The sequence below is a fragment of the uncultured Fibrella sp. genome (assembly GCF_964250085.1).
In the GTDB taxonomy this organism is placed as follows: Bacteria; Bacteroidota; Bacteroidia; order Cytophagales; family Spirosomataceae; genus Fibrella.
Map to the genome: position 1 here is coordinate 36,116 of NZ_CAXUEC010000003.1, position 26,736 is coordinate 62,851.

26 protein-coding genes and 1 tRNA gene are annotated in these 26,736 nt (G+C 52.1%); 5 read left to right on the plus strand and 22 right to left on the minus strand.

Annotated features, from left to right (window positions below; translation table 11 throughout):
• Window positions 1–46 precede the first annotated feature (46 nt).
• Window positions 47–2,368, plus strand: coding sequence for a glycoside hydrolase family 65 protein (locus ACFE8Q_RS09665; RefSeq protein WP_375445183.1), 2,322 nt, complete (start codon window positions 47–49; stop codon window positions 2,366–2,368).
• 181 nt (window positions 2,369–2,549) lie between these two features.
• Here ACFE8Q_RS09665 and ACFE8Q_RS09670 read toward each other — a convergent pair whose 3' ends face one another.
• From ACFE8Q_RS09670 to ACFE8Q_RS09695, 6 genes are all read right to left on the minus strand, one after another.
• Window positions 2,550–3,692 (minus strand): acyltransferase family protein, encoded by a 1,143-nt coding sequence (locus ACFE8Q_RS09670; protein ID WP_375445184.1) that lies wholly within the window; start codon window positions 3,690–3,692, stop codon window positions 2,550–2,552.
• Between the two features lie 59 nt (window positions 3,693–3,751).
• Entirely contained in the window at window positions 3,752–4,876 is a 1,125-nt protein-coding gene (locus ACFE8Q_RS09675; RefSeq protein WP_375445185.1) for an AI-2E family transporter, read from the minus strand.
• 164 nt (window positions 4,877–5,040) lie between these two features.
• Window positions 5,041–6,012 carry an aldose 1-epimerase gene (locus tag ACFE8Q_RS09680; protein ID WP_375445186.1) on the minus strand — a complete coding sequence of 324 codons (972 nt, stop codon included), beginning with the start codon at window positions 6,010–6,012 and terminating at the stop codon, window positions 5,041–5,043.
• 180 nt (window positions 6,013–6,192) lie between these two features.
• Window positions 6,193–8,181: a 1,4-alpha-glucan branching protein GlgB gene (glgB, locus tag ACFE8Q_RS09685; RefSeq protein ID WP_375445187.1), complete on the minus strand. Its 1,989-nt coding sequence runs from the start codon at window positions 8,179–8,181 to the stop codon at window positions 6,193–6,195.
• 137 nt (window positions 8,182–8,318) lie between these two features.
• Window positions 8,319–8,492, minus strand: coding sequence for a hypothetical protein (locus tag ACFE8Q_RS09690; protein WP_375445188.1), 174 nt, complete (start codon window positions 8,490–8,492; stop codon window positions 8,319–8,321).
• Window positions 8,493–8,647: 155 nt separating this feature from the next.
• On the minus strand, window positions 8,648–9,109 hold the full coding sequence (locus ACFE8Q_RS09695; protein WP_375445189.1) for an OsmC family protein: 462 nt from the start codon (window positions 9,107–9,109) through the stop codon (window positions 8,648–8,650).
• Between the two features lie 63 nt (window positions 9,110–9,172).
• Between ACFE8Q_RS09695 and ACFE8Q_RS09700 the strand changes: the two genes are divergently transcribed.
• Both ACFE8Q_RS09700 and ACFE8Q_RS09705 read left to right on the plus strand, forming a co-directional pair.
• The gene (locus ACFE8Q_RS09700) at window positions 9,173–9,517 is read left to right on the plus strand and encodes a hypothetical protein (RefSeq protein WP_375445190.1); all 345 of its coding nucleotides are present in this window, start codon (window positions 9,173–9,175) and stop codon (window positions 9,515–9,517) included.
• 147 nt (window positions 9,518–9,664) lie between these two features.
• A complete protein-coding gene (locus tag ACFE8Q_RS09705) occupies window positions 9,665–10,063 on the plus strand; it encodes a LytR/AlgR family response regulator transcription factor (protein WP_375445191.1) in 399 nt (132 codons plus the stop codon).
• A gap of 75 nt (window positions 10,064–10,138) precedes the next feature.
• Here ACFE8Q_RS09705 and ACFE8Q_RS09710 read toward each other — a convergent pair whose 3' ends face one another.
• From ACFE8Q_RS09710 to ACFE8Q_RS09765, 12 genes are all read right to left on the minus strand, one after another.
• Window positions 10,139–10,705 carry a bifunctional precorrin-2 dehydrogenase/sirohydrochlorin ferrochelatase gene (locus ACFE8Q_RS09710; RefSeq protein WP_375445192.1) on the minus strand — a complete coding sequence of 189 codons (567 nt, stop codon included), beginning with the start codon at window positions 10,703–10,705 and terminating at the stop codon, window positions 10,139–10,141.
• Window positions 10,706–10,842: 137 nt separating this feature from the next.
• Window positions 10,843–11,868, minus strand: coding sequence for a hypothetical protein (locus ACFE8Q_RS09715; RefSeq protein WP_375445193.1), 1,026 nt, complete (start codon window positions 11,866–11,868; stop codon window positions 10,843–10,845).
• A 167-nt stretch (window positions 11,869–12,035) separates the two neighbouring features.
• Window positions 12,036–13,247 carry a PorT family protein gene (locus tag ACFE8Q_RS09720; RefSeq protein ID WP_375445194.1) on the minus strand — a complete coding sequence of 404 codons (1,212 nt, stop codon included), beginning with the start codon at window positions 13,245–13,247 and terminating at the stop codon, window positions 12,036–12,038.
• A gap of 87 nt (window positions 13,248–13,334) precedes the next feature.
• Window positions 13,335–14,984 (minus strand): glucose-6-phosphate isomerase, encoded by a 1,650-nt coding sequence (pgi, locus tag ACFE8Q_RS09725; RefSeq protein ID WP_375445195.1) that lies wholly within the window; start codon window positions 14,982–14,984, stop codon window positions 13,335–13,337.
• A 43-nt stretch (window positions 14,985–15,027) separates the two neighbouring features.
• Complete coding sequence (locus ACFE8Q_RS09730) at window positions 15,028–15,876, minus strand: SMP-30/gluconolactonase/LRE family protein (RefSeq protein WP_375445196.1); 849 nt, start codon at window positions 15,874–15,876, stop codon at window positions 15,028–15,030.
• Between the two features lie 12 nt (window positions 15,877–15,888).
• Window positions 15,889–16,671 carry a glycoside hydrolase family 25 protein gene (locus tag ACFE8Q_RS09735; protein ID WP_375445197.1) on the minus strand — a complete coding sequence of 261 codons (783 nt, stop codon included), beginning with the start codon at window positions 16,669–16,671 and terminating at the stop codon, window positions 15,889–15,891.
• 128 nt (window positions 16,672–16,799) lie between these two features.
• Window positions 16,800–17,039 (minus strand): hypothetical protein, encoded by a 240-nt coding sequence (locus ACFE8Q_RS09740; RefSeq protein ID WP_375445198.1) that lies wholly within the window; start codon window positions 17,037–17,039, stop codon window positions 16,800–16,802.
• A 121-nt stretch (window positions 17,040–17,160) separates the two neighbouring features.
• Window positions 17,161–17,796, minus strand: a complete 636-nt coding sequence (locus tag ACFE8Q_RS09745) for a peroxiredoxin (protein WP_375445199.1) — start codon at window positions 17,794–17,796, stop codon at window positions 17,161–17,163.
• A 141-nt stretch (window positions 17,797–17,937) separates the two neighbouring features.
• The gene (locus ACFE8Q_RS09750; RefSeq protein WP_375445200.1) at window positions 17,938–18,513 is read right to left on the minus strand and encodes a hypothetical protein; all 576 of its coding nucleotides are present in this window, start codon (window positions 18,511–18,513) and stop codon (window positions 17,938–17,940) included.
• A 124-nt stretch (window positions 18,514–18,637) separates the two neighbouring features.
• Entirely contained in the window at window positions 18,638–19,192 is a 555-nt protein-coding gene (locus ACFE8Q_RS09755) for a hypothetical protein (protein ID WP_375445201.1), read from the minus strand.
• Window positions 19,193–19,293: 101 nt separating this feature from the next.
• Window positions 19,294–19,956, minus strand: coding sequence for a response regulator (locus ACFE8Q_RS09760; protein WP_375445950.1), 663 nt, complete (start codon window positions 19,954–19,956; stop codon window positions 19,294–19,296).
• Window positions 19,946–21,472 carry a sensor histidine kinase gene (locus tag ACFE8Q_RS09765; RefSeq protein WP_375445202.1) on the minus strand — a complete coding sequence of 509 codons (1,527 nt, stop codon included), beginning with the start codon at window positions 21,470–21,472 and terminating at the stop codon, window positions 19,946–19,948. Before ACFE8Q_RS09765 ends, ACFE8Q_RS09760 begins: the two co-directional genes overlap by 11 nt.
• A gap of 116 nt (window positions 21,473–21,588) precedes the next feature.
• Here ACFE8Q_RS09765 and ACFE8Q_RS09770 point away from each other — a divergent pair, with 116 nt between their 5' ends.
• Window positions 21,589–22,065 (plus strand): DUF3299 domain-containing protein, encoded by a 477-nt coding sequence (locus ACFE8Q_RS09770; RefSeq protein WP_375445203.1) that lies wholly within the window; start codon window positions 21,589–21,591, stop codon window positions 22,063–22,065.
• Between the two features lie 76 nt (window positions 22,066–22,141).
• A tRNA-Ala gene (locus ACFE8Q_RS09775) sits at window positions 22,142–22,215 on the plus strand.
• A 132-nt stretch (window positions 22,216–22,347) separates the two neighbouring features.
• Here ACFE8Q_RS09775 and ACFE8Q_RS09780 read toward each other — a convergent pair.
• The 4 genes from ACFE8Q_RS09780 to hisD all read right to left on the minus strand — a co-directional run bounded on the left by ACFE8Q_RS09780 (window position 22,348) and on the right by hisD (window position 26,707).
• A complete protein-coding gene (locus tag ACFE8Q_RS09780) occupies window positions 22,348–22,953 on the minus strand; it encodes a C40 family peptidase (protein ID WP_375445204.1) in 606 nt (201 codons plus the stop codon).
• 69 nt (window positions 22,954–23,022) lie between these two features.
• Window positions 23,023–25,170 (minus strand): Tex family protein, encoded by a 2,148-nt coding sequence (locus ACFE8Q_RS09785; protein ID WP_375445205.1) that lies wholly within the window; start codon window positions 25,168–25,170, stop codon window positions 23,023–23,025.
• Between the two features lie 91 nt (window positions 25,171–25,261).
• Complete coding sequence (locus ACFE8Q_RS09790) at window positions 25,262–25,414, minus strand: hypothetical protein (protein ID WP_375445206.1); 153 nt, start codon at window positions 25,412–25,414, stop codon at window positions 25,262–25,264.
• 15 nt (window positions 25,415–25,429) lie between these two features.
• Window positions 25,430–26,707, minus strand: a complete 1,278-nt coding sequence (gene hisD / locus ACFE8Q_RS09795; protein ID WP_375445207.1) for a histidinol dehydrogenase — start codon at window positions 26,705–26,707, stop codon at window positions 25,430–25,432.
• Window positions 26,708–26,736: the final 29 nt, after the last annotated feature.

Consider the following 26,736-nt stretch of genomic DNA (forward strand, 5'->3'; position numbering starts at 1 on the left):
ATGTTGGATTGGGAATCGGTTTGCCAATCCCCAATCCTAAATCCCTATGAAACAGTATCTTACCAATGATCCCTGGTGCGTAGTTGAAGACGGTTTTCACGCCCAGCATAATGAAATAACCGAAAGCCTGATGAGCCTGGGTAATGGCCGACTGGGTGGACGGGGGAATTTCGAAGAAAAATTTACGGGCAAAACCCTCCCCGGCAACTACGTGGCGGGCGTCTATTACCCCGACAAAACCCGTGTGGGCTGGTGGAAAAACGGCTACCCGGACTACTTCGCCAAGGTGCTGAATGCCGCCAACTGGATTGGTATCGACATTGATGTTGAGTACGAAACCCTCGATCTGAATACCTGCGAGGTACGTGATTTTCGCCGTGTGCTCAACATGCAGGAAGGCTACCTAGACCGTCAGTTTGTGGCTAAACTGAAGAGTGGCAAAGAGCTGAAAGTAAGCGCAAAACGGTTCTGTTCGATTGTTGACGACGAGGCCGGCGCCATTCGCTACAGCATTACGCCGCTGAATTTCGACGCCAAAATCACTATCACGCCCTATATCGACGGGGCCATTCGCAATAAAGACGCCAATTACGACGAGACGTTCTGGGATGAGGTTCGTAAAGAAACAGCCTACGGTGAAGCCTACATCGAACTACGTACCCGCAAGACCGGCTTCCATGTCGTGACGGGCATGTGCGTGGAAGTAGAGCAGAATGGCGTTAAGCATGATTACCAGTCGCAGCCGATCAAGTACGAAAAATACGTGGCCAACCGCATTACGCTCGACTGTCAGAAAGGGCAGGAAACGGTGATCTATAAATACGCCGTGAACCTGTCGTCGCTCAATTACGACCCGGATGTTTTGCTGAAGGAGGCGCATCAGTATATGCAGCGCGTAACGCGTAAAGGCTTCGACAAAATGCTGTTTGAACAGCAGCAGGCCTGGGCCGATAAATGGAAGATGAACGACATCATCATCGACGGAGATATTGCGGCACAGCAGGGAATCCGGTTCAATATTTTTCAGTTGAACCAGACTTATACGGGTGAAGATGAGCGCCTTAACATTGGCCCGAAAGGCTTTACCGGCGAAAAATACGGCGGGTCGACCTACTGGGATACCGAAGCGTACTGCCTGCCGTTCTACCTCGCCACGGCCGATCAGAAAGTAGCCCGCAACCTGCTGATATACCGGTATAAACAGCTTGAGAAAGCCATCGAAAACGGGCAGAAACTGGGATTCCGGGCGGGGGCTGCACTGTATCCGATGGTGACGATGAACGGTGAAGAGTGCCATAACGAGTGGGAAATTACCTTCGAGGAAATTCACCGCAACGGGGCCATCGCCTACGCCATCTACGATTACGTACGCTACACCGGCGACGAGACGTACCTGGCCGAATACGGACTGGAAGTACTGGTGGCGATCAGCCGGTTCTGGAGTCAGCGCGTCAACTGGTCGGAGGCGAAAGGGCAGTATGTGATGCTGGGCGTGACGGGCCCGAACGAATACGAAAACAACGTCAACAACAACTGGTACACCAACTACATCGCCGCCTGGACGCTCCGCTACACCATGCAGGCCGTAGAAACGGTGAAACGCCTGAACCCGGATGCGTACGCCGAACTGGCCGACCGCATCCATTTCCGCGAAGAAAAAGAGATCGCCAAAGCGAAGCATATCGTCGATAACATGCACTACCCGTTCGACGAAACACGGCAGGTATTTTTGCAGCAAAGCGATTTCCTCGACAAAGAGATCATGCCCGTGTCTGACATTCCGAAAGGGCAACGGCCTCTGAACCAGAACTGGTCGTGGGACCGGATTCTGCGTTCGTGCTTCATCAAACAGGCCGACGTGTTGCAGGGGCTTTACTTCTTTGAAGATGAGTTCGATACCGATACGTTGAAACGCAACTTCGACTTTTATGAGCCGATGACCGTTCATGAATCGTCGTTGTCGCCCTGCGTGCATAGCATTCAGGCGTCGAAACTGGGCATGAAGGAAAAGGCATACGAGATGTATCTCCGCACCGCCCGCCTCGACCTCGACGATTACAACAACGACACCGAAGACGGCTGCCACATCACGAGCATGGCCGGCACGTGGCTGGCCGTGGTGAAAGGCTTCGGCGGCATGCGCGTAGAAAACGATCAGTTGGTACTCGCACCCTATTGTCCCGACGGCTGGACATCGTTTGCGTTCAAAATTCGGTTCCGGGGTGCGTTACTTCAGATAACGACAACCCAGCAGACAGTCGCAGTCGAAAATTTCTCGGACCGATCAATCGCTATTCAGGTACGTGGTGAAGCCGTAATGATCGCCGCCAACGGCAAACAGGAAGTTGCCGCCGTCGACGTAGTGTAGGTTGTTTATTGACTTGTTTGTTGCTGTAGGCTTCGCTAATCGTGCCCTTCGACAAGCTCGGTGCCCCCGGCTCAGGGCACGATTAGCGAAGCCTACAGCAACAAACAAGTCAATAAACACTACTAACTTATCTGTTTGAAAAAAAACATCCAGATTTGCCTAATTAATCTACCATATTAAATTAAGTAGTACGCATTTTTTGCCCCGTACTTGCCCGATTTTTAACCATGTTTATAATTGGTTGCTCAACAAAAAATGTCAGTATAGTTGCTGCTGCCACACAGGCAACTATACAACAGGCCAACGTGAAATTAGTGTTCGTGTCAATAGTTAATTTGCCCAGTAAAAATTGAGTGACATGAATCATGCCTTTGTGAGTCAGATAAATTGAATAGGAAATTCGCGCGATAATACTGGTCACTCGCGAATGCCAGCGAAATAGTATGCTGGATGGACTAATCGCTCCTGCTACTACTAGTCCGTAGCCTACAGCAATCAACGGGAATCCGGCTACTGAAGCCGCATAGGACTGTTCATCTTCACATAAAAAATACGCGCCTGCCAGAAGCAATAATCCAGCACCAATTAGCCGATTGCCAGAGTGGGATATCCTCATCCAACTAGCTGGTAGAAAGCGTGATATGCCCGCAATCGTGACGCCTACCAAGAGGCCATCCAGCCGATTATAGGTTGGATAATACACATATTTATACCAGGTAATAAACGAGGCTGATGTCTCTTTGACGGGTAGGTAAAACGTAGTCCAGCTATAACTTCTGATCATAAAACCACCAGCAAAAAGTAATGCGATCAGCCAGTACGCTTTATTGAAACTTTTTGCGTACGTGATGAGGCCAATAAAGAGCGGAATTAGCAGATAAAAATGAGCTTCCACGCAGAGCGACCAGGCGTGTGAGAACGTACCTGTGTCCCGTAAATTAAGCCCAAGGTTTTGGGTGAACGTCAGAAATTTCCAAAGAGGCGGTAGTGCTTCTTTCTCGCGGAAAACCGGAAAGAAGAAATAAGCAGCGACCACAACCAGGTAGACAGGGACGATCCGGAAAAAACGCTTTACGCCGTATGATTCCCACGAAATTCGTTTCCCGCTTTTTGCCTGGTCAAACAGTTGAGACGAGATTAAAAAACCGCTTAATACGAAAAAAAGGTCGACGCCCGTCCAGCCAAATTTTGATACAGTTGGTACCCAGTCGGGGTGGCCGAAAAAGGATAGCTGGTAATGAAAGAAAAAGACCAGTACGATAGCCAACGACCGTAAATGATCAAGTCCGTGCAGTTGTTGATGCGGTGATGCTAGTGAATTCACGTAATGTAACGCGGATCTCAGTCCGCATTTTAGAGCAAAAATGCGGACTGAGATCCGCGTTATATACTGTCCGTTTCCGCAGGTGCTACCCGTTTTTTGCGTTTCGCCAGGCGAAATAGCTTACTGCCTTCCTGCTCCGGTGTCTGGTCGCCGAGCAATACGCCCCACGCCTGTAGGCTATCTACCCGGTCGAAAATGATCTTCAGAATAGCAATGGCTGGAATGGATAAAAACATGCCCGATACGCCGGCTAAAGCACCGCCAATCAACACGCCCACGATAGAAACAAGGGCATTGATACGCACCTTGGAGGCAACGATGAAGGGTACCAGCAGGTTATTATCAATGAATTGCACCAGCAGAAAGATGCCCACAACACCCAGCAGAACCGAGATGTCAGACTGGTAGCTCATCGTGATCAGAACGGTAAGAAACGTGGCCACAAGTCCGCCAATGTAAGGAACCAGGTTGAGTAGAGCGGCCATAATACCCAGCAAAATGGCGTACTGTACACCCAAAAACATCAGTCCAATTGAGTTGAGCGCCGCCACACAGGCCGTCTCGATGAGCAGGCCAACTACGTAGCTCTGAATGACTGCCTTTACTTCCGACAAAACCTCGCGAACCCGGTCGGTATGTCGTTTGGGAAAGAGTACGACGATAAAATGCAGCAGCATTGACCGGTAATAGAGCAGCAGAAATACGTAGATCGGGATAAGGATCAACGTACCCAGCGGTCCGGTAATGATGCCGACAGCGTCGGAACCCTGCAAACCATCCAGTGTCTGGGCCTGCGCTTTCTTGATGTACTGGTCCTGCTGCCGGTAGCTAACGTGATACTCTGAACGTACCCAGTGCCGAACGCGCCCGTACAGTTCGGTCAGATGGTCACGGAGCTTTGGCAGGTCGTCGGCAAAGTCGGCTAGCTGAATGGAGAGTAATACGCCCACGCCGGTCAGAATAATGATGGCCAGCAGCAACGCCAGCGTGATCGCAATGACCTTGTGAATACCCCGCCGAATGAGCCAACTCTCGACGGGCTGCAAAAAAACTGCCAGTAACCCCGCCATCGCCAGGGGAACAAGGATATCCTGCCCCAGATAGATAGCCAGTGTTATGATGGCCAGCGAGAGCAACGAATGCGAAAACTGGTGGTAATGCGGGCGGGCGGAGTCAGAAGGCATGTGTCAGGACTTGTTCAGACGCAATGTACGGCTATGGGTAGGTCGCACGCAACATTGAGTCCAAATGAGTCGATCCAGTCATTAAAAATAGCCGTTCAGTCTCGCATCGCTCCTTTGTGTTAACGGGTTGGCTATCAATAGAGCGTTGTCGTTGACTGTATCAATTATACCAACTGCACCCCAATGCTGCCGCTGAGCGTATCGCCGGGGTTCAGAATCGTGAGCCCTTCCCCGCTGTTAAACGCATTGACATTCGCCGTTTGGGGTTCAACTGCGATGCTGTCGCGGCGCGAGGGCGTATACACCACTACATAACCGAGGGAATCACTTTGGGTTATTTCGAGCGAAACCGCTTCTGAAGGCCATGCCAGCACCGTTTTCGCCTGCTTTTTGCCGTTTCCATCGCTGAACGTCGCTACCCAGGGTGTGTCTAGTTCCACCTTGTTCAGGCTGAACGTACCCAGGCGGTCGGGGGGGGCTGGTTGGGTGCCGTTGGCAATCATATGTTCGTCGAGCGTAATAACCGTTTGCGTGGGAAGCGTAAGGGTCAGGTCGTCGGTAGTGGCATTGTTGAGTGTGAAATAAGGGTGCCAGCCAAACGCAGCCGGGCTGCGGGTTGTGCCCGTGTTGAGGGCCTCAAAAGCAAGGGTCAACCCGCTGGCCGAAAGCACATAGGTAACCGTGAGCGAAAACGGGAATGGATAGCCAGGTACGTCGCCCGCGTACTCATACACGATGGCCAGCAGGGCGTGGCGGGGTGTTGTTTCCTGCCGGGTTACCCGAAACGGGCGCGGATGAACAAAGCCGTGGAGCGCATTATTCCGCATCGTTTCGTTCATCGGCAGGGCGTAAGCCTGGCCCTCGAAACGGTATATTCCCTGAAAAACCCGGCTGGGAAACGGATAAAGCAGCGCACTGGCGTATGTTTCGTCGGCCAGCAGCGCCTGAGCCGATCCGGGGCTGTTAATGAGGGTATAGCGCGTTTCGCCTTTCCGTAACACCAGTTGACGAAGAATACCGCCAAACTCGGGGAGAATAGTAGCCCATTCGCCTGTATCCTTGTTGGCGAGGATGTAGTCTGTAAACGGTTTTGTGCCTTCAATTGGCCCCAGTGGGCGAGTTTCAATGGTGAACATACTGGTAATTTTGAGCGATAGCTGCTTACAAAAGCGCCAAAGTAAGCCGGTTGTTTATAAAACTTACCACGGATGTCCCTACCAACCGGTTATCCGGTGGCCTTTTTTGACCAGGCAAAAAGACAACGTGGCGACCGGTTTCCGGTCGCCACGTTGATTTAATCAAGCTGAAGTCGGGTGTTACTCAATCCATTTCAGCACAACGCCAGCCAGTGGGGGCAGGGTAACGGGGATTGAATAGGGCTGTCCGTGCATGGGCGTGTCTTCCGTCTGGATGGGCGCTGCATTCAGTTGGCCGCTCCCGTAAAAGTCAGGTTTGTCGGAGTTGAAAATTTCGCCGTAGAACCCTTTCGAGGGCACGCCCATCCGGTAACCGGGGCGCGGAACGGGCGTCATGTTCAGGGCAACGATCAACGTTTCTTCCGGCTTTTCGCCGCGCCGCATGTACGTGACTACGCTGTTCTGATGATCGGTCGTGTCGATCCACTGAAAACCGTCGGGGCTGAAACTACGCTCATACATGGCCGGTTCGGTGCGATACAACTGGTTGAGTGCCTTCACGCAGGCAGCCATGCCTTTATGAGGTTCAAATTCAAGCAGATGCCAGTCAAGACTCTGCTCAAAGTTCCATTCCGAGGTTTGCCCGAATTCGCCGCCCATAAATAGCAGTTTTGTGCCAAAATGGGTAAACATATACGTATACAGCAGACGCAGGTTGGCAAACCGCTGCCATTCGTCGCCCGGCATTTTCCCCACCAGCGATTTCTTGCCATACACGACCTCATCATGCGACAGAGGCAATACGTAATTCTCCGAAAATCCGTATATCGTACTGAATGTCAGTTCATTTTGATGATACTTGCGGACGATCGGCTCCCGCTCGAAATAACGGAGGGTATCATTCATCCAGCCCATCATCCACTTCATACCAAAGCCCAAGCCACCTGTGTAAATTGGCCGCGACACACCCGGAAAAGCGGTCGATTCTTCCGCAATCATCTGAATGTCCGGGAATTCGCGGTAAACCGCTTCGTTGATTTGCTTGAACAGCGCAACCGCATCCAGGTTCTCGCGACCGCCATAGACGTTGGGCTCCCATTCACCCGCATTGCGCGAGTAATCGAGGTAGAGCATCGACGCTACCGCATCGACCCGGAGGCCATCAGCATGGCACCGATCGAGCCAGAACATGGCGTTGCTGAGCAGAAATGAACGTACCTCAGGCCGCCCGTAGTTGAAAATGTATGATTTCCAGTCGGGGTGATACCCTTTGCGTGGGTCCGGGTGTTCATACAGATGTGACCCATCGAATTCATAGAGGCCGTGGGCGTCTCCGGGAAAGTGAGCCGGTACCCAGTCGAGAATGACACCAATGCCCGCCTGATGCAGCCGTTCTACCATCCGCATGAAATCCTGTGGGTGGCCAAACCGGCTGCTTGGGGCGAAGTAGCCAGTCACCTGGTAGCCCCATGAAGGGGCGTACGGGTACTGCATCACGGGCATGAACTCAACATGGGTGAAGCCCATATCCTGAACGTAAGGCACCAGTGCATCGGCAATTTCGCCGTAGGTCAATTCCCGTTCGGGGTTCGAGGGGTCTCGTTTCCACGAGGCCATGTGCACCTCATAAGTCGAAACCGGTTTGTTGAGGGCATTTTTCTCGGCTCTGGTCGACATCCACTCGTGGTCGTCCCATTCATAGTATGTATCCCACACGCGCGAGGCCGTGAGGGGGGGCACTTCCCAGAGGTGCGCATACGGATCACCTTTTTCCATCTCGCGACCGCCTTCATGCACGATGAAATACTTGTATGTTTCGCCGCTGCCGATGTTGGGAATAAATGTTTCCCAGATTCCCGAAGAATCCCAACGAACATTCATCGAAGCGCTGCCCCGGTCCCAGCCGTTGAAGTTGCCAATGACCGATACGTACTTGGCTGAAGGGGCCCAGACGGCGAAATAGGTGCCCTGTACACCCTGATGCGTGACTACGTGCGAGCCAAATTTTTCGTAGAGCCTGGAGTGGGTACCTTCACGAAAGAGGTGAACATCAAGGTCGGTAAACCGGGAATAGGCACCCGTTGGGGTTTGAATTGGCTGTTCAACTGGTGTCGATTCAGGAAGGGTAGGGGTACTCTCCGCCGCTGCGGTAGTTTTGCGCTTGGCCATAGGTAGATTAATGTGCTTAGAAAAGGAACTCGTACGGGCGTTGAAAGTTAATGAAAACCAACACAAAAGGCCCACTACATAATTTGCCGTTAAAAGCAAACTACATAGTGGGCCCCTTAGAGTAGCCTGGAAACGAACTAGACCTGCGCTTTTTTCATGCAGCAGGATGGTCCACCGGCCCCTTTCTCACATTTTTTCTCGCAGTTTTCGGTCTTGGCTTTCCTGGCTTTCTTTTCTTTAACGGTATCGCCCGCAAAAGCAGCCGACGAAAGTGTAGCAACCAGGGCCAGGCCCATCAGTAGGTTTTTCATGGTAGTAACTAGGTTTGTTTCAGCCAGTAAGCTACAAATTTCAGACCAAAATCTGTTGAGTTAGCGTCTAAAGTTCAAGGTCTAAAGGGTCAACGTTGCGCTGCCAATCTGCGAAGCAACGTTGACCCCTTAGACCTTGAACTTTAGACGCTAACTCAATTCTCCAGCACCAGCGACCAGGTAATATCGGCTGTGGGGCGAAGCTGAGCCGTCGCCGAGCAGTATTTATCCATCGACAGGTCAATAGCCCGGCGCACTTTGGCTTCGTCGAGACTACCTTTAAGTCGATATTCAAGGTGGATTGTTTTGAACGGAGCAGGCGTGGCACCGGCTTCACGCTGACCACGTACCTGGATGTTGAAATCATCGATGACCTGTTTCTGTTTATTCAGAATCACGATGACGTCAATGGCGCTGCAACCGGCCAACCCCATCAGAAGCATCTCCATTGGCCGTGCGCCAGCGTTATGCCCACCAATATCCGTCGAACCGTCGATATCAAGGGTGACGTTGGCGACGCCGGTAGCGGCAAAATGAAAGGCATCATCCACGCGGACAAGATCGACCGTCATGGTGTTATAAAGGGGGGCTACAGGGGTAGCGTCGGTAGAGTTCATGGTAACGGTTTTGACACAATCGTAAAAAGAACGTATCTTCAATTTATTAAACAGACAAAGCGCATGTCCGAAAAAGTTTCCAACGACTTATTCGACCTAAAAAACGACCCTCGTTTGAGTGTGTATCTCTACCGGGCGGGTTTTGGTTGCTGGCTGCTTTATGTCACCGCGGGAGCCCCTGTACTGGCCGGTCTACGCTTCTATAGGGCCGATCTGGGCATCCTGTCGTTCTTTATGATGATTGCCGGCCTCACGGCGTCGATGGTGTATGATTACCACCACAACTTCGTTCTATTCACGCAAAAGAAAAAATGGCTGGCCATTGGCTACTGCCTGCTGGCCGGGTTGATCTACTTTGTGGTGCTCGGCCATAAATCACCTACCCTTCCAAATTGGCTCCCTTTTTAGATCCTGCTTTTGGCATACAAAAAAGGCACGTTTGCATACCACACGTTATCAATAGCCTACAACGAGTGACGCCCGAGTAGCTTTCGGTTATAGTTAATTATAGATTTGATACATCTATTTAACCAACTCCTGTTACCGATAACTAATATGGCTTCTCCTGTACCATCTGCCCTTACCGCTAATCGTGTCGGTTTTGACGAATGGCCTTCGCTTCGCCTCTATCAGCGCGAGTGTGGCCAACAGTCTTTCTCTGTCGCCAATCTGGTTTACCTTCAGTCTGAAACGAACTACACCTGGTTGAACTGGAAAGACGGAAAACGAATGTTGATGCCACGTACCCTTAAGTTTTACGAACCCAAACTCCCTACTCATTTCTTCTTCCGGCTGCATCGCAACTGCCTGGTCAATGCCCGTTACATCGTTGGCGTCGAACGCGATCAGACAGGTGCCTACGTGCAACTGACAACCGGCGAACGCCTCCCCATCTCCCGTCGCCGCTGGACAACCATTAAAAAAATGGTCGACACCTACGCACAGATGAATTAGGAAGTAAGTTTCAGGTGTCAAGTGCTCCGCTGACCAACCATCTCGTCGGTCAGCGGAGCACTTGACACCTGAAACTTACTTCAACACCTTCGTGATTTCATTCAGGCGGTCCATTTTTGCCTGAAAATCACCGGTAAGTTGTTTGCGAATAGCAGTCAGGTTATCAAGAGTCTCCTGTAGCGAGTCGGGCAGCATCTCCTCCAGCACCTCCCGCAATCGTTTGGCGAACGTGGGCGACTTTCCATTTGTCGAAATGGCGATCTTCAGGTCGCCTTTTTTTACGACCGAACTTAGATAGAAGTCGCAAAGGGCAGGTGTGTCGGCCACATTGACCAGAATTTTACGAGCCTTGCAATCGGCCTGCACCTGCCTGTTCACCTGCTTATCATTGGTGCCCACAATGACAAGGTCTTTATCGGTCAGAAAAGCAGGCTGGTAGCTGTCCCGTACAAGTGTAACCGCCGGATGATGGGCCGCTAATTCGTGGATCTCTGCCCGAATGTCAGGAGCAACCAGGGTCACGGGCGCATCGGGCGAGTTAGCCAGCACAGCCGTGAGTTTCTCCAAACCAACGTACCCACCCCCAACAATCAGGGTCTGGAGCTGGTCGAGTTTAACGAAAATGGGGAAGAGCGTATTCATGGTAAAAGGAATAAAAAAAGCAGGTTCAAAGTTCAGGGTCTACCGGTCAAAGTTAGTCTGCCAGATTTACTATGTGCGTCTGGGCAGAGCAACTTTGACCGATAGACCCTGAACTTTGGACCTGCTTGAAACTCCTTTTAGAACTTAACCCCTACGTTTACACCCAGAATGCGGCGTTGCGAATTCGACGTGTTGTCGCGAAGTACGTTCTGGAAACCGTGATGGTACACAAAGTCGATAAACAGCGGGCCAGCGTCGAAACCAATGTTGGCCAGGCCGTTCAATGTAGCGTCGTTGAAGCTCGACCGGTCGATGTTCAATGTAGCGTTTCTGCCGCCCAGCGGCGTAGCAAACTCAGCCCCCACCTGAAGGCGGATACCCGAAACGCCACGCTCCGACTGGGCTAGTTTAACGCCTACATAAGCAGGTACGTGCAGATATTGCTGATCCACGTTGCTAATAATACCATTGACGGTAACGGTAGTACCGCTGCCGGGCGTGCTAACCGTGCTATAAAATTCAGAGCTTGATGTCAGGTATTCAGCGCCGATCTGCCCGTAGAACCGACCGCCACCACGCACGAAAAAGCCAAGCTGGTAACCCAACCGGCCCGCAAGGCCCGTAGCGTTCCCGTTGGCATCAAGCGATTCACCCTGGAAGCGAGTTGAATTGGCTCCGCCGTAGAGACCGAGCGTGAAGTTTTTGTAATTCTCCCGGTGCTCTTGCTTTGTCCGTTTCTCCGATGACTTCTGGCCGTCGTCGAATCCTTCGTCATATGCTTTGCTTAGGTCTTCAATACCATATTGCCGCCCCGAATTCCGGTCGCGAAAATCATTGTCGTAGCGAGGATCGGCAAGTTGGCGGCTTCGGAAATCGCGTCGGCTGTCGATTCGTTCGTCTACGTCATTTCCCCGGCGGCTATCATCCCGGCGAAGGTCCCGCTCACGGTCTCTTAGCTGCCGTTCCCGATCGCGCAGTTCACGCTCCCGTGTGTCGAGGCGGTCATCCCGGCGACTGTCGCGGTTGTCATACTGATCGTCTATCCGCCGCCGATCATCGACGCGGTTGTCGTCGTAGCGTTGTGCCATAGACGTTGTGGCACCGAGCAGGCTTACCCCCAGAGAGAAGGCTGCCAGCGCAATGACCCGTACTTGCTTTTTCATAACGTTAGTTGAGTTTGTAAACTTTAATCACTTTTACAACCGGGCATTTACCAGATTGTTTGTTGATTTATCTATTGAGTCTATAGAAATAGTAAGGGTCACCCTGTCATGGGTGACCCTCATAAACCGTTACCTTAATCAACGGTTACACTACTCCAGACTGCATTCTAGAATTTAAAGCCTAGGCTGGCACTCAGAATGCGGCGTTGTGAACCGGCGAATCCTGCATTCTGCTGAATGGCGTTAGAGAACCCATAATGATACGTCAGATCTAGGAAAAGCGGACCCGCATCGAAGCCTAACTGACCCAGGCCGTTGAACGTACCTGACTTCACCTGAAAATCATTCAGGTTACCGAACTGGTTGGCCGTCGAGCCAATCTGATTGGCATATTCAACGCCAAGCTGTACGCGAACCGCCGAAATACCCCGATCAGATTCGGTCAGTTTATAACCGACGTACACTGGAACCTGAATGTATTTGATGTTGATCTGATCACGAATGCTAGCCGCCGACTGACCCTGACCAGCCGTGAAGTAGTTTGAGCTTGACGCAAAATACTCAGCACCAATCTGTCCGTACAGACGGCCACCACCACGAACGAAGAAACCAGCCTGATAGCCCAACCGGCCAGTCAATGCCGTCGCGCTGCCATTGGCATCCAGTGCTTCGCCTTTAAACTTGGTCGTATTCACACCAACATAAATGCCGTAGGCGAAATTCTTGTAATCGTTCGTCCGGGCCGGGCGAGCCGTTGTTTCAGTTGAATACGTGCTGTTGGTTGTTACCGACGTACCTGTGTTCGAATTCGTATTGTAGTCGGTCGTCGACGGCGTGGTTGCTGACGTACCAGTTCCTACGCTGTTCGTGTTGTAGCTGCCAGTAGTAGACGACGTACCCATGCCATTGCTGTTGTAGCTGCCAGTGGTCGAAGGCGTCGTTGTCGACGTACCTGAGGTGCCCATGCTGTTGTAGCTGCCGCTATTGGTTGATGGGGTCGATGAAGAAGAACCATAACCCGAGTTGCCCGACGTAGACGAACCGTTGTTGTACGAGCCAGACGTGCCCGTGCTCATGCTGCCATTGCTACCCGTAGCCGATGAATTGCTGTATGAACCCGTCGACATACCTGAGGTGCCCATGCTGCTACCTGTGCCGGTAGTTGACCCACTACTGTTATACGAGCTACCCGTTGTTGAGGTTGGCCGGTTGGTGCTGCTATTCGTTCCCATCGTAGCATTCCGGCTGTTTTCGTTGGTCGTGTTCGTCGTATTGTAGTTCGACGTATTCATTGTTGTAGACGATGGTCTGGTCGTCCCGCTTTGGCCAAATGCCATGCCTGCCGACAGTAAGCCGACAGCTAGAAGTACCTTGTTCATTTTCATAACGTTTATTGTTGGACACTAAAAAAGGCGTGATGTGAATCACGCCTCCTTAACCTATAGATTTGTTAGATTGTTTTTTTGCTACCGCAGTTGCTTGTACATGTTGATCAAACCATTTGTCGAGCTGTCGTGGCTGGTGACGGGTGTATTGTCCTCTAACTCAGGTAAAATCCTACTAGCCAACTGCTTCCCAAGCTCTACGCCCCACTGGTCGAAACTGAAGATATTCCAGATAATACCCTGCGTAAAAATCTTATGCTCATACATGGCAATAAGGCTGCCTAATGATCTGGGCGTGATTGATTTAAGGAGAAACGAATTGGTGGGTCGGTTACCCGAAAACGCCTTAAATGGTGCGATCTGCGAAATTTCTTCCGCAGATTTACCCGCGTCTCTAAGTTCGTTGTCTGCTTCTTCCTCCGTTTTGCCGTTCATCAGGGCTTCTGTCTGCGCAAAAAAGTTCGATAACAGCAACATGTGATGGTTACCCAATGGTCGGTGACTGATGGCGGGAGCAATGAAATCGCAGGGAATCAGCTTCGTGCCCTGATGAATAAGCTGGTAAAAGGCATGTTGACCATTTGTGCCGGGTTCGCCCCAGATAATTGGCCCCGTCTGATACTCTGTAGGCTCACCGTTTCGATCAACCGATTTGCCATTACTTTCCATATCGCCCTGCTGAAAATAAGCCGCGAACCGGTGCATATATTGATCGTAAGGCAAAATAGCCTGCGACTGAGCACCGAAGAAATTATTGTACCAAATGCCCAGTAAAGCCAGTGTCACCGGAATATTCTGTTCCAGCGGCGTATCGCGGAAGTGCTCATCCATGGCATGACCACCCGCCAGCAGTTCCGCAAAATTGTCGAAACCGATGTAGCAGGCAATTGATAGGCCAATGGCCGACCAGAGCGAGTAACGTCCGCCAACCCAATCCCAGAAACCAAACATATTGGCCGCATCAATGCCGAAGGCTGTTACCGCTTTCTCATTCGTTGAGATCGCCACAAAATGCCGGGCAATGCCCTCCGTCGTTCCGCCATTATCAAGGAACCACTGCCGGGCCGAGTTGGCGTTGGTCATGGTCTCCTGGGTGGTAAACGTCTTCGAGGCAATCATAAACAGGGTGGTCTCGGGACGTACCTGTTGCAGTGTTTCGTAGATATGAACGCCATCTACGTTCGACACGAAATGGACGCGCAGGGTAGGCCGGGCGTAGGGCTTCAGTGCCTCGGTAACCATTACCGGACCTAGATCTGACCCACCGATGCCGATATTAACGATGTCGGTAATGGCTTCGCCGGTATGGCCTTTCCACGTACCTGCGCCCAGTTGATCCGAAAAGTCGCGCATGTGATCGAGCACCGCGTTGATGCCCGGCATCACGTCTTCTCCATCTACCAGAATCGGTGTGTTCGACCGGTTGCGCAGGGCCGTGTGCAACACCGCCCGGCCTTCTGTTCCGTTGATCTTGTCGCCCGAGAACAGCTTGCCAATCGCATCGGTGATACCCGCCTGGTCGGCCAGTTGCCGAAGCAGATTCATGGTTTCGGTGGTAACCCGGTTCTTCGAAAAATCGACCAGCATATCCTCGAAGTGGAGCGAAAACTGGGTAAAGCGATCCGGGTTTTCGGCAAACAGGTCGCGCATATGCGTCGACTCTGTGGCATCGAAATGAGCTTTTAACTGGGCGTAGGCGGGAAGAGCCAGAAAAGAGTGATTGGTCAGCATGGTTTGGTTGTAATCGATTAAAAAGCTGTGCGAATATCGAGGTTTATTCTACGCTATCAAGGACCAGCACGTGGCCGGTCATGGGAAACTGGCGCCGAAGTTCGTCGGAGACACCCTCTGCCGCCGAGGTTACGTAGAGCTGATTGCCCACAGAAGCCACCTTCGTCACATTCATGGCCGGTAGCTCAATGGTACGAATTAACTGTCCCTGCTGGCTAAACTGCCGGATATAGTGGTCGCCATACGTACCCACCCATAACGTACCTGACGCATCCATCGACACGCCATCCGGCGACCCCTCGTATGGCCATTCGATCAGCAGCGATTCAGTAGGTGTGGCTGCATGGAGGGATACCCGATACACGCCCTTTGGCCGACCAGCATGGCCTTCCGACTCGGCTACATACACAACCGGTTCGTGAGTGGCGACCGCAGGGCCATTGCTGATTACAAAGTTGGTCGACAGTTCGGTAACCCTGCCCTGCGGGTCGTAGCAGAGCAACCGGCCCAGCGGATGCTTCACGTCCATATCCATCGTGGTAACATACAGCGACTGACCATCTGCCGACAAACTGCCATCATTCACCCGAATCTGCGGCAATGTGCTATCTACAGTTCCAATGCGTTGAATGTCAGGCGGTTCAAGATCGCGTAGGTAGGCGGTGTGTGGCCCTGATTTTAAGCCAAGCCAGTAGCGCTCGCCATCTGGATGAGGCAACACAAAGCCCACAAGCTCTGGCGTTTGCCAAACCTGCAACGCACTTCCATCGGTACTCGACCGGTAAACGCGCTGCTCCAGAATGTCGACCCACCAGACGTGGTCGTGGTGCTGGTCGAAAAATATACCTTCACCCAGTTGCAGATTTCCTGCGAAAAAAGAGTTGATCTGCATGCTCATTGTAGGTTAATCGATGCAGAGTTCCACCATCCGGTCGGGGTCCATGACAAAGGTGTTCAGGTCTACGAAGCCCCGAATTCCGTTTACCCAACCGCTCTTGTTATGCTGCCAGATATAGAGTTTATCCGGGTCGTAGCGGTTCAGATTTGTTTTGGAATAATCGGCGATCCAGAGGGGATATACATCGAAATTATCTTTGATGAACCGTTTATAGAGGCTTGGGTTCGTATAAATGATGGGACGGACGTTATACGTAGCCTCCAGCGCGTCGAGAAACAGGTGAAGATCGGCAATAATTTTATCGTCTGCCACGCCGTTGGTGACCTCAAAATCGAGTACCGGATGTAAGTCACCGGAGGCGAGTGTTACCCGTTTGCTGAAGTTAGCGGCCTGTTTCAGTGGGTCGCGGGTGGGGTGATAAAAATGGTAAGCGCCGCGTCGCAGGCCCACCCGTTTGGCCTCTTTCCAGTTTTTGGCAAAAGTCGGGTCGGCCAGGGTAGCTCCTTCCGTTGCTTTCATAAAGACAAACTGCATACGGACACCGCCGTCGTTCATGGCCGCCACCCGGTCCCAGTTGATGCGGTTGTTATGCCGCGACACATCGAATCCGTGTACTGTGAATCGGGTAGGGAATTTTATGCCGTAGCCGTCTACAAAACGCCATTGCATCACATCGGTCGGCCGGGTCAATCGCCAGATTACAAAACCCAGCACTAGCGTGACCACTCCCAGCCAGATCAATCGGTTGTATTTCTGATAGATGAACCGGAGCAGAACCAGTGACTTCATAGGCGGTGAGCGAGTTGAAGTGCAAACATACAAAAATGGCAGCGGTGACGCCCGAAGACGTCACCGCTGCCATTTTCTGAAACGCAGTACTATGGTTTCAGGCGGTCCTCCTGAAAGTTGAAACTGTCTTAGTCAGACCCTTCCAGTTTCACCAGTTTGTTATACAAACCGAGGATCAGGATCGGCGCGGCCCATTGACCGATCAACAGGGCTTCGTGCCGCTTACCGGTGGCGAAGCAAGCCGCTGCTGTTGCCAGTGATCCAATACCTCCCCAAAGGAAAAGGTCGGAAGGTAATTTGGCGGTTTGTTGCTCGATGGCCTCTGCTACTGGCCCTTCATCGTGTTGCGGATTCAAATTCTTTGGCATGACGTTGAGTTTTTTGTGATACGTATTTCTAACGAATCAGGTCGCCAAAGGTTTGGAAAAAAAGTAGGCAGCGGTCATCTATCGCGAGCCGCTGCCTACTTTTAAGGACAATCGCCCGCATTTACTTGTTGGGCTGGGGTGTTTTGCGGAGATAGGGCTTCACAAACGTCACGCCTTTTGGAAACTTAGCTTCCAGTTGATCGTTCGGTACGGCGGGCGTAACAATTACGTCTTCGCCTTCCTGCCAGTCGGCGGGCGTTGCCACCGAATAGTTGGCCGTCAGTTGAAGCGAATCGATGACGCGCAGAATTTCGAAGAAATTACGACCGGTCGAGGCTGGGTACGTTAGTGTCAGCTTCACTTTCTTGTCTGGCCCGATAATAAACACCGACCGAACCGTTGCTTTTTCGCTGGCGTTGGGGTGAATCATATCGTAGAGCGTGGCTACCTCGCGGTTCTCGTCGGCGATGAGCGGGAAATTAACCGTCGTGTTGTTCACTTCGTTAATGTCTTTCACCCATTCGTGATGCTGATCGAGCGGATCAACGCTAACGGCAATCACCTTCACGCCCCGCTTGGCAAACTCGTCGCTTAGCTGGGCGGTGCGGCCTAGTTCGGTGGTGCAGACCGGCGTGAAATCAGCCGGGTGCGAGAAAATCATACCCCATGAGTTGCCCAGCCACTCATGGAAATGAATTGGACCTTCGGTGGTATTGGCCGTAAAATCGGGGGCGATATCGCCTAATCGGAGTGACATGGCTTAAACGGATTAGTGTTGTTATTCGATATATTTAATAGGGTAATAAATAAACTGAAAAACCGGCATACTGGCCGGTTCGTCTGTGTGATCGGTAACAACGCGATGAACGGAAAGGGTTCCTCTCCGGCAACGGGCGGGCTACTGTTTAGGTGCTTCGGCGGTTGTTGTGGAGTCTTTGTTTACCTGCATGCCGCGAGGGGCTGGCGGGCGAATACCGCCGATTGCGCGCTGCATATCCGGTTTTTTGGTCTGGTACAACGTCCATTGCTCAGGCGTCAGGATAGTCTTGAACTTGTCTTCTTTTTCCTCGTTATACATCATCATGGCGTCGCGAACCTGTTTACCCGCTTCCGGGTTCGACCGCCCGCCGTCGCTGCCCATGATTTCTTTAATGGCCTCCTGCTCAATTTTTCCGTAGTCGTTGTTGAGTGTCTTAATGGCCTTAGCCTGATCTTTGGTGAGATCCAGGTTTTCCTTCATCCACTTTGTTTCCTTAGCGGCCATTTCACCCGCAATATTGGGCATCGTTGGCTTGAAGTTGGCTCCATTACTCATGTTACCACCCATGCCGCGCCCCATACCACCACCGCCATAACCGCCACCCCCGTAGCCACCTCCACCGTATCCCCCGCCGTATTGGCCAAAGCTACATGTTGTTATGAAGAGAAGACAGGTTGCAACAAGAATCGTTGCGGGAGAGAAGGAAATGCGCATGGCGAAGGTCAATACAGATGAAGCCCTAAAGTTCGGAAATGTTCGATTGAAACACCAACATTTCCGAACCCGAGGGCTTCGGTTTAATCTGTAATTAAGTTTGAACGTACCTGGAAGGTGGTAATCAGATTGCTTTCCCTTTTACTACCAGTTGTATCGTCTTCGGCTTGGGCTCCTTGCTAAGATCAAGCGTACCACCGTTTTGCTTATCGAGACTGAACAAAATGAGCAAACCAGTATAATAAACAGACTGCTCTTCAGGCGTGTATTTCGGGCTTAGTGGATCGTCGCTCTTGGTAACATCAACAGTTGTTGATCTGAATTCGCAAGCTGTAGTAGTTAGTGCGGTAATTTGCCGGGTGTTTTGTGCCCCTTTGGCATCCGTGGTAGTTAGTGTTTTATCGCCGTTGCTTAAAACCCATTTCCCCGATTTAGCTACGCTGTTATCTACATAGGTGTAGGTGCCATTTGTCAGGAACGTAAGCTGGTTTTCAACACTGGCTGGCTGTATTACACTATATGCCTTAGCATCTGTCTGAATAACTAGTTCACCAAAGTCCCACTTACGGGCGAGCAATTGGGCTGCGTTTTGGTTAGGCGTAACGGAATCGCCTGATTTACAATTTGAAAGCACAAACGCCACGATGAGTAGCGCAAAAAACGTAATAGTACGTGTCATAAAAAGCAGAGTGTAGTTTAACAGCAACAAATCTACACTCTGCTTTTTATAATATAAACATTTGTATGTATACTATTGGTTAATGCACACTAGAAGAAAGGCTATACTAGCTTCTCCTCAACGGCCATCCGAACCAGTTCAGCGGCGTTACGGACCTGTAACCGGCGCATCATATTGGCCCGGTGGTTGTCGACTGTCCGAACGCTGAGTTGCAGTTTTTCGGCAATCAGGCGGCTGCTCAGCCCCTCAATCAGGTGGCTCAGAATTTCTTTTTCTTTCTTCGACAATTTCGAGCGCCGCGCCTTGCCGCCACCAGCCGTACTGGCCGGGTCTTTGCGCATCTGCTGCATATAGCCGTTTAGAATAATGGTGGCTACAGGCGAGCTGAAGTACTTTTCACCCGTTGCAACCGTCTTGATCGCCTTGATCATTTCATCGCTCGATGAATCTTTCAGGATATAGCCGATCGCGCCTGCTTCAACCGCCCGCAGGATGTAGTCTTCGTTGTTATGCATCGAGAGCATCAGCACCCGAATGTTTTTGTTCAGGCGTGTAATATGTTGCGCCGCCTGAATGCCTGACATACCCGGCAGGGAAATATCGAGCAGGACTACATCGGGCAATGTGTTGTTGGCCTGATGGGCTTTCAACTTTTCCAGCGCTTCTTCGCCATCGTTGGCCTCGTCGATGATAGAGAGGCCATCGTTTTGTTCAAGTAGTAATCGAACACCGTCACGCACAATGGCGTGATCGTCAACCAGCATTAGTTTGATCATAATCGTGAGATATCAATTGAGAGTGGTAGGGAATACTTACCTTTAGTTTAGTGCCTTTTCCTGGCGTTGAGGTTAATTTAAAGATACCATTAAGCAGTTTAATACGCTCATGGATATTGTGTACCCCCTGCCCGTGCGGCTCTTTTACCAACCGCTGGGTTTTAAAACCCACACCATTATCCGTGACGGTTAAGTGAAGGTATTGATCTTTTTCAAACAATTGAATGTCAATCCTGGTGGCTTTGCCATGCCGGATGGCGTTCGTTACGGCTTCCTGGCAAACCCGGTACAGGGTAATTTCAATATTTTTATCCAGCCGATGGGCACTATCAGATAACCACTCGTCAGCCTGTAGGGTCACCCGCAGGTTTTCCGATTCATTATCTGGCCGGTTATGACTATCCACCAGCATGCGTAATCCGGGAATAAGCCCAAAATCACTTAGTACACTGGGCATCAGGTTGTTTGAAATGGACCTGGTTTCCTGAATAGTATGAGTAATTAACGTCTTTAAGGGTGATAAGTTTGCGTTCGATACACCATCGTTAGCTAACCGGGTTTCCAGCCCTTCAACCTGAAGTTTAATTGCCGTCAGCATCTGTCCCAAGCCATCGTGTAGTTCTCTCGACAGGCGTTTGCGTTCCTCCTCCTGACCGGCCATCAGATAAGCGGTGCGCGATTTTTGCTCGTTAATCTGCTGCTGAAACTGGAGCTTAGTGGCATCGAAAAGTTGTTGGCGTGCCTTTTTCAACGACTTGTTGGTGCTTGTCAGTTTTCTGTTAACCTCGGTCGTGCGTTTCTCGGCGGCCACCAGTCGGTCGATTGTTTGTCGCAGGCGACGCGCTGCCGGGCGGTACACGAAGAAGGCAATGGCGGCCAGCGTGCAGAGGGTCAGTAAATGCAACCAGAGTTCAACATGTTGCAGGCGCGTTAATTTTTGCCGTAGCTCAGACGTGTATTGCCGGACCACCAGATCTATTTTTTCCAGAAAAGGCGTTTCGTTGGCCAGCAGCAGATTGAGATTTGCCTGGGCGGTGGGCGTCCGCATCTCGTTGGGGCCACTCAGGGCAAGTAGTTGGCGAATACTTCGTTGAAGAGCTTCAAAATGAGGTCTTACATTTTCGTATCGCTGCTTTACTTCCCGACTATTTTCTATGGTCCGAGTCGACCGTTGACCCGTTGAATCCCTGACCAAACCGCGCCGCCCTTCCAGGTGCGACTGTTCAATGGCACTGAAGAACGTACCCAGGTCATGTTGAATAGACCGAAAGGTTAGCGAGTCGCGGGTATCGGCCAGTTGTATTGCTTTTTTCGCAATTTGTTGGCTCTGATGCCGTTGAGTAGCCGTGTATCGAATCAACCACAATTCATCCTGGAACTTATCAATTTGCCACTGTGTAATGACTTCAGCTATGGTTAATAGCAGGGCCAAACCAAGCAATGTGGCGGTATACAGGCGGGTAAGCCGAATAGGCTCCGCTTGCGAAGGGCTTGAAGGCGACAAATCGGAATGGTCGTTGAGTAGAACGGGCACTGGCTTATAGCTGGACGCGTTGATACAAGTAAAACTAATAAACTTTACACATTTACCTTTCAGTTCCTCAAAAAACCTACTTAAGTATGCCTCGCTTCATCGTTGTTGTTCTTTTTCTGTGCATTGGGTTGGTCAGTTTTCGCCCGATTGCTCCGGTATCGGTAACGCCAAAGGCGGTTGATCCGGTGAAACTGTCCTGGGAATCGCTTCGGGACGTGACGTTCAAAAAAAAGTGGTACGCCGAAGAGTCGGTTTATATGCTGTACCCAACGTTTGGCGCGGCCATCCAGAAAATGAGCGGCAAGCCCGTTGAACTGACTGGGTATGTGCTGCCGGTCGACCTGGAGTCGAACGTGTATGTACTGTCGGCCTTTCCTTATTCGGCCTGCTTCTTCTGCGGCGGTGCTGGCCCTGAATCAGTCGTATCGTTGAAATTCAAGAAGCCGGGTCGCAAATTCAAGACCGACGAACGCCGCACTTTCCGGGGTACGTTAAAATTGAACGCCGATAATATTTACGAATTGAACTACATCATCGCTGATGCTGAGATGATTGAGCAGTAACCGGCGGTGCCGTTACTTTTTTTTGCCTGCGAAGCTTGACAGGATAACGTAAAAACGCTAGTTTTGCACTCGCAATGGGGGATTAGCTCAGCTGGCTAGAGCGCTTCCATGGCATGGAAGAGGTCATCGGTTCGACTCCGATATTCTCCACTAGTTGGATTTTTCCTATACTGAAGCCCCAAACGGATGCGTTTGGGGCTTTTTGTTTTGTATTAAAGCGTTGCGGCCCTTTTGAGCAGTTCAGTTATGCCGGATTTCTTAGATCCGGCATAACTGAACTGCTCAAAAGGGCCGCAACGCTTTAACAAATCGCCCTTTGAAGTAATTGGAGTACAGATTGTCTTCACGAACACCGCGGGAGGATGAAGCGTGAATGAAGCGGATGTCGTTTTCGCCGCGTACTTCCGTGACAATGGCGGCATGGGAAACGTACCCGGCTTTGCCATGATCGGGAACAAAAAAGATCAGATCACCGGGCTTGATGTCGGATACCTCCACTTCATAACCCACCTCCGACTGCTGCCAGGAAATGCGTGGCATCTTCAGGCCAACGGATGAAAATGCGGAGCAGATCAGCCCCGAACAGTCGATGCCCTCGTAGGTATTGCCGCCCGATCGGTAGGGCGTTCCCGTGTAGGTACGTGCCTGACTGATCACTTCGCGGGCATACCGGCTCACATATGTCTTCGAGTCTACAGTCTTCAGCGAGCTGGCCGATTTGGCCGATTTCGAGGCTGTTGCACGGGTCGACGTTGTTCGTTTACTGACAGTCGATCTGCTCGGCGAGGACGATAGGAGTGGGCCCGTTGAGGCGCAGGAGGTGAAAAGAAACAGGCCGGTGACTAGCCCGGCGAATAAAGCAGAAAGGCGGGAAAACGTCTGCTGCATAAGGGTAGAGGAGTGATTTACGGTAAGCGTTCGGGCTACGTTGACGGCCCGAACGCCTACTGCAAGCTATTAGATTTTCATGGATAACGCAATTCGTCTCCGTGTGGTATCGACCTCCAGTACCTTCACGGTGACTTGTTGGTGCACTTTTACTATCTGGTTGGGATCGGTGATATACCGGTTGGCCATCTGCGATACGTGTACCAGCCCATCCTGCTTCACTCCAATGTCGACAAAGGCCCCAAAGGCGGTGATGTTGGTCACCACGCCGGGAAGTACCATGCCTTCGTGCAGGTCGCTCACCGTTTTTACCCGCTCATCGTAGCTGAAGACCGTCAGTGCCTGGCGCGGGTCGCGGCCGGGCTTGTCGAGTTCGGCCAGAATATCGGTGAGTGTTGGCAGCCCAACGGTGGCCGATACGTACCTGTCGGGCTTGATCTGCTTGCGTAGATCGGGCTTTTTCAACAACTCCGCTACGGTGCAGCCAACATCAGCGGCCATTCGGCCAACCAGTTCGTAGCGTTCGGGGTGAACCGCCGAATTATCGAGTGGATTTTTTTTAGGATCAGTGCTGGCGTCAGGTATCCGAAGAAAACCGGCTGCCTGTTCAAACGCTTTCGGACCCAGGCGGGGCACCTTCTTTAACTGATCCCGCGTTTGAAACGCCCCTTGCTGCGCCCGATACGCAACAATGTTTTGCGCCAGTTGCGGTCCGAGGCCCGACACATACTGGAGCAGGTACGCGCTGGCTGTATTGAGCGAAACGCCAACCGAGTTTACGCAGCTCTCGACCACATCGTCGAGGCTCTTTTTCAGGCCGTTCTGATCAACGTCGTGTTGGTATTGCCCTACGCCAATTGATTTGGGGTCGATTTTAACCAGTTCGGCCAGTGGATCCATCAACCGGCGGCCAATGCTGACAGCGCCCCGAACGGTTACGTCTTTGTCGGGAAACTCGTGCCGGGCTACCTCCGACGCCGAATAAATCGACGCACCCTGTTCGCTCACCATCACAATGGGTTTGCCCAGGTCGAGGCTCTGAATAAATGCCTCTGTTTCGCGCCCAGCGGTGCCGTTACCAATAGCAATGGCATCTATTTTATACTTGTCGAGCAGGCTTCGTACGGTCTGGGAAGCGCGTTGCTTCTCGCCGTCAGACGCAAACAGATTCAGCACAGTATCGGCCAATAAATTGCCCTGAGCGTCCAGACAAACGGTTTTGCAGCCGGTCCGGTAGCCGGGGTCGATCGCCATAACGCGCTGCTGACCTAGCGGCGGACTCAGCAACAGTTGACGCAGGTTACCCGCGAAAATACGAATGGCTTCCTGGTCGGCTTTTCCTTTCGACAGGTTGCCGAATTCGTTTTCCATCGCCGGGCGCAGGAGCCGTTTGTAGCTGTCTTTGATTGCCAGTTCCATCTGTTCCTGACTGGCACGGGTAGCGCCTGCGTAGGTACGTCCCGCAAATTGCCGGTCGAGCCGCTCAAGGGCGGCCTCTTCGTCGGGGGCGATGCTTACGTTGAGAATGCCTTCCGCTTCACCACGCCGGAGGGCCAGCAAGCGATGAGAAGGCACCTTTCGGAGCGGCTCGGCAAAGTCGAAGTAGTCTTTGTATTTCGCCCCCCCGGCATCCTTGCCCTTCTTCACCGTCGATCGGATGATCGCTTCACGGTCGAAGAGTGTGCGGATGCGCTGGCGGGCGTCGGCGTCATCACTGATCCGTTCGGCAATAATGTCGCGTGCGCCCTGCAAGGCGTCGGCAATGCTGGGTACAGTATCGGAGAGGTGGCGGCTTGCGGTTTGTTCGGGGTTGGGGTCGCGGAGGCTGAAAATACGGTCGGCGAGGGGTTCCAGGCCGCGTTCGATGGCCAGCATGGCGCGGGTTTTGCGCTTCTGTTTGTAGGGCAGATACAGGTCTTCCAACTCCGTCATGGAGTCGGCAGCTTCGATTTTCTTACGCAGTTCGGGCGTTAATTTGCCCTGTTCAGCAACGGTGCCGAGAATGGCCTCTCGGCGTTTGTCGAGGTCGGAGAGTTTCTGGGCCAGATCGCGAATGGCGGCAATCTGAACTTCATCGAGCCCGCTGGTCATTTCTTTCCGATACCGGGCAATGAAGGGCACTGTGGCGCCGCCAGTGAGCAGATCAAGGGTATTGGCGACTGATTTGGCCGAAATAGCCAGTTGGCTGGCAATGATGGATTCGTGAGGATGGGGCATTGGCAGAGGGCTCAGCACTAGGTTGCTGATGCAGGTACGTTGCGCCAAAAATAACGCGAAAATCGCCCTGTCTCGCTCGAATTGCCTCAGCTTAGGTTGTTTTACCAGCCAGAATAGTACCTAACGGAATGACGGTCAGGCTGTCGATCGTTAAGAGGTCATCTACATTATTGGTCAGAACAGGAAGATGATGATCAAGTGCCGTAGCCGCAATAACAGCATCGCCCAATGACCGCTTAAACAAGCAGTCGATTGTGAACTAGCCTTGTAGTGAGGCCAGTCGGATGCTCACTGCGCGTTTGTGGGCGTCGAGCGATTCGGCTTCGGCCATCGCTTCCACCACGGGACCAACGTTTCGGATGCCTTCGGGTGTGATGTGTTGCACGGTGATTTTCTTCACGAAACTATCGAGCGAAACGCCGCTGTAGGCACGGGCAAACCCGTTAGTCGGCAGCGTGTGATTGGTGCCCGAGGCATAGTCACCGGCCGATTCGGGGGTGTAGTTACCCAAAAAGATAGACCCGGCGTTGGTGATCTGTTCGGCAACGGCTTCGGCATCGGCCACGCTCAGAATCAGGTGTTCGGCGGCGTATTGGTTCAGCAGGTCGACGGCGTCGGCGTGGGTATCTACCAGAATGGCCTTGCTGTTGTCGATGGCTTTAGCCGCCAGATCGCGGCGGGGCAGACGGTCCATTTGCGTACTTAGCACCAGATTGACTGAAGAGAGCAGCTTTTTGCTGGTTGAAACGAGCAGCACCTGGCTATCGGCACCGTGTTCGGCCTGCGAAAGCAAGTCGGCGGCCACAAAAGCGGGTACAGCCGTATCGTCGGCGTAAATGGCTACTTCGCTGGGGCCAGCGGGCATATCAATGGCGGTGCCTTCTTTGGCTATCAGCATTTTTGCCGAAGTAACGTATTGATTGCCAGGGCCAAATATCTTGTACACCTGCGGGACGCTCTCGGTGCCATAGGCCATGGCGGCAATTGCCTGTGCGCCACCAACGCGAAATACTTTAGTAACGCCGACCAGTTTGGCCGCAAAATAAATGGCCGGGTGATTGCTGGGTGAGCAAAGTACCACCTCACGGCAACCGGCCAGTTGCGCCGGAACGCCCAGCATGAGCACCGTACTGAACAGCGGTGCCGTGCCGCCGGGAATGTAAATGCCTACTTTATCGATGCCCACACTACGCCGCCAACACGTGACGCCGGGCATGGTTTCGATCTTCTCGACGGGTTGTTTCTGCGCTTCGTGAAAAGTGCGGATGTTGCTGTACGCCTGACGAATGGCGGCTTTCAACTCGTTGCTCAACTGGGCTTCAGCGGCATCTAATTCCTCCTCGGTCACATGCAGGCCCGATACCGACAGATCGACGTTATCAAAACGCCGGGCCAGTTCGATCAGGGCCACGTCGCCCTGGGTACGTACCTGCGCCAGAATCGGGGCGACAACAGACTCAATTTGCGCCGACGACTGCATGGGCCGCGCCAACAGCCGGGGCCATTCGGCACGGTCGGGAAAGGGAATGATTTGCATGGTGTTGATGGTCGTAGAGGCGCAAGGAT

Coding starts and splice junctions, on each gene's coding strand:
- ACFE8Q_RS09695 (WP_375445189.1), bottom strand. CDS start 9,109: ATGAACTCTACCGACGCTACCCCTGTAGCCCCCCTTTATAACACCATG.
- hisD (WP_375445207.1), bottom strand. CDS start 26,707: ATGCAAATCATTCCCTTTCCCGACCGTGCCGAATGGCCCCGGCTGTTG.
- ACFE8Q_RS09680 (WP_375445186.1), bottom strand. CDS start 6,012: ATGTTCACCATTGAAACTCGCCCACTGGGGCCAATTGAAGGCACAAAA.
- ACFE8Q_RS09745 (WP_375445199.1), bottom strand. CDS start 17,796: ATGTCACTCCGATTAGGCGATATCGCCCCCGATTTTACGGCCAATACC.
- ACFE8Q_RS09755 (WP_375445201.1), bottom strand. CDS start 19,192: ATGACACGTACTATTACGTTTTTTGCGCTACTCATCGTGGCGTTTGTG.
- ACFE8Q_RS09785 (WP_375445205.1), bottom strand. CDS start 25,170: ATGCCCCATCCTCACGAATCCATCATTGCCAGCCAACTGGCTATTTCG.
- ACFE8Q_RS09750 (WP_375445200.1), bottom strand. CDS start 18,513: ATGCGCATTTCCTTCTCTCCCGCAACGATTCTTGTTGCAACCTGTCTT.
- ACFE8Q_RS09720 (WP_375445194.1), bottom strand. CDS start 13,247: ATGAACAAGGTACTTCTAGCTGTCGGCTTACTGTCGGCAGGCATGGCA.
- ACFE8Q_RS09730 (WP_375445196.1), bottom strand. CDS start 15,876: ATGCAGATCAACTCTTTTTTCGCAGGAAATCTGCAACTGGGTGAAGGT.
- ACFE8Q_RS09780 (WP_375445204.1), bottom strand. CDS start 22,953: ATGCAGCAGACGTTTTCCCGCCTTTCTGCTTTATTCGCCGGGCTAGTC.
- ACFE8Q_RS09705 (WP_375445191.1), top strand. CDS start 9,665: ATGGCTTCTCCTGTACCATCTGCCCTTACCGCTAATCGTGTCGGTTTT.
- ACFE8Q_RS09700 (WP_375445190.1), top strand. CDS start 9,173: ATGTCCGAAAAAGTTTCCAACGACTTATTCGACCTAAAAAACGACCCT.
- pgi (WP_375445195.1), bottom strand. CDS start 14,984: ATGCTGACCAATCACTCTTTTCTGGCTCTTCCCGCCTACGCCCAGTTA.
- ACFE8Q_RS09675 (WP_375445185.1), bottom strand. CDS start 4,876: ATGCCTTCTGACTCCGCCCGCCCGCATTACCACCAGTTTTCGCATTCG.
- glgB (WP_375445187.1), bottom strand. CDS start 8,181: ATGGCCAAGCGCAAAACTACCGCAGCGGCGGAGAGTACCCCTACCCTT.
- ACFE8Q_RS09770 (WP_375445203.1), top strand. CDS start 21,589: ATGCCTCGCTTCATCGTTGTTGTTCTTTTTCTGTGCATTGGGTTGGTC.
- ACFE8Q_RS09690 (WP_375445188.1), bottom strand. CDS start 8,492: ATGAAAAACCTACTGATGGGCCTGGCCCTGGTTGCTACACTTTCGTCG.
- ACFE8Q_RS09710 (WP_375445192.1), bottom strand. CDS start 10,705: ATGAATACGCTCTTCCCCATTTTCGTTAAACTCGACCAGCTCCAGACC.
- ACFE8Q_RS09665 (WP_375445183.1), top strand. CDS start 47: ATGAAACAGTATCTTACCAATGATCCCTGGTGCGTAGTTGAAGACGGT.
- ACFE8Q_RS09715 (WP_375445193.1), bottom strand. CDS start 11,868: ATGAAAAAGCAAGTACGGGTCATTGCGCTGGCAGCCTTCTCTCTGGGG.
- ACFE8Q_RS09740 (WP_375445198.1), bottom strand. CDS start 17,039: ATGCCAAAGAATTTGAATCCGCAACACGATGAAGGGCCAGTAGCAGAG.
- ACFE8Q_RS09760 (WP_375445950.1), bottom strand. CDS start 19,956: ATGCTGGTTGACGATCACGCCATTGTGCGTGACGGTGTTCGATTACTA.
- ACFE8Q_RS09735 (WP_375445197.1), bottom strand. CDS start 16,671: ATGAAGTCACTGGTTCTGCTCCGGTTCATCTATCAGAAATACAACCGA.